The following is a 5,189-nucleotide window of genomic DNA, read 5'->3' as shown; positions in this document are numbered from 1 at the left end:
TAGACAGCTCGCACTTCACTCGGAGGTCTTCGTCATGTCACCACGCCACGCCGTCACCAACGTCCGTGGTCAGTACAGCTAGTCGCCGGCGTGCGCCGCGGCGGTCACGGGGACCTCAAATGAGAGCGGTTCTGCGCAAACCTTTCTCACCGCGAGTGCGTGACGTCGCTCCATGAACTTCTTGAAGTAGTCGATTCGATCGGGATTGGTGAAGCTGGGCAGTGCCAGTATCCACGCCTTCTTGAAGTTATCGAGGTAGTCCTCGGGTTGGTCCGGATTGCTGATCCGGCGGACACCCACCCACAGGGCAATCAACATTTTGGCGATGTCTGCGGGATCCTGCCGGTGGATGACGTCACCCTCCCTGGCTGCTTTCTCGATGAGGGTGATGACGAAGTCTTTCCTCGACTTCCATAGCGCGCGGGGCTCAGGCGTCGTGTTTTCCAGCGCGTCGAGCAGCCGCATGCCAGCTCGGGAGAGGTCGTACTGGGTGTCCTGAACGGCGCGGAGGAAAACGAATTCGATGAGGGTCTCCAGGCCTGACATGTTGCGGTCAAGCAACTCGGCGACTGCCGAACGGGTCAGCTGGGTGAGTTCGTCAATGATCGTCAGCGCCAGCGCTTGCTTCGAGGAGAAGTGAAAATACATCGCCCCCTTGGTCAGCTCGGCCTCCGCGAGGATGTCATCGAGGCTGACGAGGTTGTACGGAAGCTGGGCGAACTGGCGTGCGGCGGCGGCGATGAGGCGATCGCGGGTGTTGTCGGGTCGCCGTTCGCTGTCATCAGTCATCGCCCCGCCTGTTCTCTTTGCGCCCGCCGCGCAGCGGGGACACCTTCTCGGCCCGAGAAAATAACACCGCCGCGTCGATGCCTTCGATGATAGGCCCCGCCGACACGCAGTGTCTGCAGCCCCGCCCGGCGTGGTGACCCTCAATTCATCCCGCGGCCGTTCCTGACCTTACACCCTGCGTTTACCGCGGCTTCTCCCGAAGTTACGCCCACGACGGGCCGCGGACGTTTGCTCGGAGATTCCCAGACCCCGGACGCGAGAGACTGAGTCGGCTCCGGTCCACACTCGGAACCCAAGTCGTCGTCCGTTGCCGGAGATGAACGGTGGCCGGGCGGAGAGCAGGCGCGGTGGCGCTAAGTCGTCACGAGAGCGTTTGTGGCAGAGCGTCTTTCACGCAAGCGCTTGGCGTCGTTCGATGAACTTGGTGAAGTAGTCGATTCGATCGGGATTGGCGAAGCTTGGCAAAGCCAGCGTCCATATTCTTTGCAGGGTGTCGAGGTAATCCTCGGGTTTGTCGAGATTGCTGGTTCGGCGGATACCCACCCACAGTGCCACCAACATTTTGGCGATGTCTTCGGGATCGTGCTCGGCGATGACGTCACCCTCGGCGGCTGCCTTTTGGATCAGGCTGGTGACGAACTCGATCCATGACTGCCACACCGTCGGGGGCAGGGAGGTCGGGTTGTCCAGCGTGTCGAGCAGTCGGACGCCGGCGCGCGCCACGTCGTCCTGTGTGTCCTGAGCGGCACGGGCGAAGACGAACTCGATCAGGGTCTCCAGGCCCGACATGTTGCGGTCAAGCAACTCGGCGATCGACGAACGGCTCAGCTCGGTGAGATCGTCGATTATCGTCAGCGCCAGCGCCTGCTTCGAGGGGAAGTGAAAATACATTGCGCCTTTGGTCAGTTCGGCTTCCGCCAGGATGTCGTCGAGGCTCACGACGCTGTACGGGCGGTGGGCGAACTGGCGTGAGGCGGCGGCAATGATCCGCTGACGCGTCACGTCGGCTCGCCGTTCGCCGTCCTCATTCATTGCCCCGCCTTGTCTCGTCGCGGTTGCCGCGCGAAAAACCGTCGCGGCGCGGCCAGGCAGTTCCGCGACCGAGTCAGTCCCTTCGGGGAGGGGGGCGATGGCACGCCGGGCGTGTGCACCCCCCTGAAGCGGCGTTGTGTTCGTCGAAAGTCTTCCGTTGTTCTGGCCTGGTCTGGTCTGGAGCTGACGTCCTGACTTTAATTCACACTTTACTTCGCGGGAAGACTCAAAGTGTGATAATTTGGCCGCTACCATGCCAAAGAGTATGAAAATTGGCAGGTCAGGTGCATCGACGGTATCTGTACACGATTGCGCCTCAGGCGTCGCGGTGACACGCCCGCCACAGGTCGGCTTTCTTCCGTGAGGAGGACATATGTCGGTCGTGACCAGACAACCGGATGTGGCGCGCGTGCCATCGAAGTCAAACGCGCCTCCGCCCACCGCGGTCTTACCCGACCCACCGCGCGACTGCCCTGGCATGGACGCCAGCGCGGCGGTCGAGCGGCGGCGCAATGGAGGCCCCAGCGATTCGCCGATGGATATCTTGAGCCGGTTGCCCGCCGTGGTGGTGCTGGAGCGGCTCCCGGTTCCTTCGCTCGCGATGGCGCGGGACGGCATCATCTTGTTCGCCAACAGGGCGTTTGCCGAGATGGTGGGTTACGAGCTAGAAGTGTTGGCGGGCTCGGTGTTTCCCGAGATGTTCCACACCGTGCCGGCCACCTTGTGCGCGGTTGCCGGCGTCGACGCAGTCGCGAATCTGATCGTCGAGCTGCGGCATTGCGAGGGTTGGACGGTGCGGGCCAGGATGAGCCAGACGGCGATGTTGCGCCAGGCCGACCCGGTCGTGCTGGTGACGTTCGACAATATGACCGAGCGACTGTGGATGGACGAGCGCTGAGTCGCCGCCCTGGATATCCCCGCGTGCCGATTCGTTCCCGGGCATCTGCGCCGTCGCCGGCGGCGACCTGGGTGTTCTAGACCGGCGCTGCGTTTCCACAAGCGCGGGTGACGCGCTTGCCGCTGTCGTGACCCGGCTTCATGCGTGACACCGGGCTCAGCCGCGCTCAGTGGGCAGTCTGTGCGAAGCCTCCTCGCGGCGAGTCCGCGACCCGCAAGTACTACAAGTTGACCAATTCCCTTACTAATGCTTCGATAAGTATGTATTCTGCTGAATGAAGTGCATTGCCGGTATCCACGGTCGCACCAGGCCCCGCGTAACGGCGTCCGGCCGATGGCTCGACCTGCTTCCGCTAGGAGGAGCACATGTCGTTTGTGACCACGCTGCCGGCGATGTTGTCGTCCGCAGCCGACGAACTGCAAAACATCGGCGCCGCCGTGACCGCCGGAGACGCGGCCGCGGCCGCCCCGACCACCGGGGTGATTCCCGCAGCAGCCGACGAGGTGTCGGCGCTGACGGCGGCGCACTTCACCGCGCACGGCGTCCTGTACCAGGAGGTCAGCGCCCAGGCCGCCGCGATTCGTGAGCTGTTCGTCAGCACCTTGGCGACCAGCGCCGGTTCTTACGCGGCCACCGAGGCCGCCAACGCGGCCGCGGTCCTCTGAGCTGCGCAGCGGGGTCACCATGGATTACGGGGCGCTACCGCCGGAGATCAACTCCGGGCGGATGTATGCCGGTCCGGGCGCGGGGTCGATGCTGGCCGCCGCAGCCGCCTGGAACGGGTTGGCCGCCGATTTGCGTTCGGGGGCGGCCGGCTACGACGCAGTGATCTCGGCGCTCACCGGTGGACCGTGGCTCGGCCCGTCGGCGATGGCGATGGCGGCCGCGGCCGCACCCTACGTGGCGTGGATGGGCGCGACCGCCGCGGAGGCCGAGCTGGCGGCCACTCAGGCTCAAGCGGCGGCGGCCGCCTATGCGGCGGCCTTCGCGGCGACGGTGCCGCCGCCGGAGATCGTGGCCAACCGCGCACTCCTGATGATGCTGATCGCGACGAACTTTTTCGGTCAGAACACACCGGCGATCGCGGCCACCGAGGCCCAGTACGCGGAGATGTGGGCACAGGACGCCGCGGCGATGTACGGCTATGCCGCGAGTTCGGCGGCGGCCACGGCGCCGGTGACTCCCTTCGCTCCGGCGCCGCAGACCACCAACCTGGCCGGGTTGGCCGCGCAGGGGGGCGCGAGCGCCCAGTCGGCCGGCTCGGCGATTGGCGGCGCACAGCAGACGCTGTCCCAATTGACCTCCGCGATCACCGGGGCGCTGAACAGCCTCGCGTCACCCTTGTCCTCCGCACTGGGCGGAACTTCTTCGTCGGGCGCTGCCGTGGGCCCCTTCGGGAGCCTCTTGTCCGACTCCTCGCTCGGGGGCATCGCGACCGGCCTGATCACCTCGTACGGTGCGATGCCAGGGTGGATGGGCTTGTCGGTGATGTCGACGATGTTGGGCACCGTTTTCGGTCCCCTCATCGGCGGCCCGATGAACATCGGCTTCGCATCCGCAGCCGCGGCCAACACGGCCGGCGCGGCGGGCGCGGCGGGTGCGGCGGCCGGGGCGCTGGGGCCGATCGGCGCAGGCTTAGGCGGTATCCCGGGCTTGGGCGGCTTCGCGGGCCTGGGTGCGGCGACCTCGGTCGGCGGATTGGCGGTGCCGCAAAGTTGGGGCCTCGCGGCAGCGGGCGCTTCGCCGGGGATGCTCGGGACGCTGCCGATGGCTTCTCCGGCGGCGCTGCCGTTGGCGGGCGACGAAGTTGCCGCCGGACTGGGTTTCCCGGTGCCGCTCGGCGGGGTCGGCGGGCTCGGCCGAGCCGCGGCCGCGGGTGCCGGAGCCGGCGCGGCCATCGCGGCGGCCAAGTACGCACCGCGCCTCAGGTTCGTGTCGCGTCCACCAGCCGCCGGATACTCGGACGACGGGGAAACCCCGGCGGCCCCACCGCCGGCGGCGAAATACCCTGTGCCCGCGTCGTTTCCGACGAATGGCCATGCGCCCCCCGGGTATCAGGCGGCGGTCATATACGTGCCGACCAACGGAAACTCGTCGGCCAACGTGTGACGGCAGCACAAACCAATTGACTCGAGGTGTCCTGGCTCGCCGCACAAGCGAACCAGCCACCGACAGAACCCATCCAATTGAGGTAAGGAGCCAAAATGGCAACACGATTCATGACCGACCCGCATGAGATGCGGGCGATGGCGGGCCGGTTTGAGGTCCACGCGCAGACCGTTGAGGACGAGGCTCGCAAGATGTGGGCGTCGTCGCTCAACATCGCCGGTGCCGGCTGGAGTGGCCAGGCCCAGGCGACCTCCTACGACACCATGGGTCAGATGAATCAGGCCTTCCGCAACATCGTGAACATGCTGCACGGTGTGCGCGACGGGCTGATCCGCGACGCGAACAACTACGAGCAGCAAGA

General features: G+C 66.0%; 6 protein-coding genes. 4 read left to right on the top strand and 2 right to left on the bottom strand.

Annotated features, from left to right (window positions below):
• Positions 1–78 precede the first annotated feature (78 nt).
• Together AWB92_RS22975 and AWB92_RS22970 are read right to left on the bottom strand one after the other, a co-directional pair.
• Positions 79–789 carry a TetR/AcrR family transcriptional regulator gene (locus AWB92_RS22975; protein ID WP_085189765.1) on the bottom strand — a complete coding sequence of 237 codons (711 nt, stop codon included), beginning with the start codon at positions 787–789 and terminating at the stop codon, positions 79–81.
• A 390-nt stretch (positions 790–1,179) separates the two neighbouring features.
• Positions 1,180–2,076: a TetR/AcrR family transcriptional regulator gene (locus tag AWB92_RS22970; protein WP_241523554.1), complete on the bottom strand. Its 897-nt coding sequence runs from the start codon at positions 2,074–2,076 to the stop codon at positions 1,180–1,182.
• 280 nt (positions 2,077–2,356) lie between these two features.
• Here AWB92_RS22970 and AWB92_RS22965 point away from each other — a divergent pair, with 280 nt between their 5' ends.
• The 4 genes from AWB92_RS22965 to AWB92_RS22950 form a co-directional block, all read left to right on the top strand.
• A complete protein-coding gene (locus tag AWB92_RS22965; protein ID WP_085189769.1) occupies positions 2,357–2,719 on the top strand; it encodes a PAS domain-containing protein in 363 nt (120 codons plus the stop codon).
• Between the two features lie 365 nt (positions 2,720–3,084).
• Positions 3,085–3,384 carry a PE family protein gene (locus AWB92_RS22960; RefSeq protein WP_068137678.1) on the top strand — a complete coding sequence of 100 codons (300 nt, stop codon included), beginning with the start codon at positions 3,085–3,087 and terminating at the stop codon, positions 3,382–3,384.
• Positions 3,385–3,403: 19 nt separating this feature from the next.
• Positions 3,404–4,828, top strand: a complete 1,425-nt coding sequence (locus tag AWB92_RS22955; protein ID WP_085189761.1) for a PPE family protein — start codon at positions 3,404–3,406, stop codon at positions 4,826–4,828.
• Between the two features lie 95 nt (positions 4,829–4,923).
• Positions 4,924–5,189: WXG100 family type VII secretion target (locus AWB92_RS22950; protein ID WP_085189767.1), on the top strand; the 266-nt coding region annotated here is incomplete at its 3' end.

This window comes from Mycobacterium sp. IEC1808, from assembly GCF_002101935.1.
Taxonomy (GTDB): domain Bacteria; phylum Actinomycetota; class Actinomycetes; order Mycobacteriales; family Mycobacteriaceae; genus Mycobacterium.
Note: the sequence above shows the minus strand (reverse complement) of the source record. Positions and strands in the feature narration are given on the sequence as shown.

Bases quoted from the DNA above. Each gene is read 5' to 3' on its own strand.
- AWB92_RS22955 (WP_085189761.1), top strand. From the start codon at position 3,404: ATGGATTACGGGGCGCTACCGCCGGAGATCAACTCCGGGCGGATGTAT.
- AWB92_RS22975 (WP_085189765.1), bottom strand. From the start codon at position 789: ATGACTGATGACAGCGAACGGCGACCCGACAACACCCGCGATCGCCTC.
- AWB92_RS22965 (WP_085189769.1), top strand. From the start codon at position 2,357: ATGGATATCTTGAGCCGGTTGCCCGCCGTGGTGGTGCTGGAGCGGCTC.
- AWB92_RS22960 (WP_068137678.1), top strand. From the start codon at position 3,085: ATGTCGTTTGTGACCACGCTGCCGGCGATGTTGTCGTCCGCAGCCGAC.
- AWB92_RS22970 (WP_241523554.1), bottom strand. From the start codon at position 2,076: ATGGTAGCGGCCAAATTATCACACTTTGAGTCTTCCCGCGAAGTAAAG.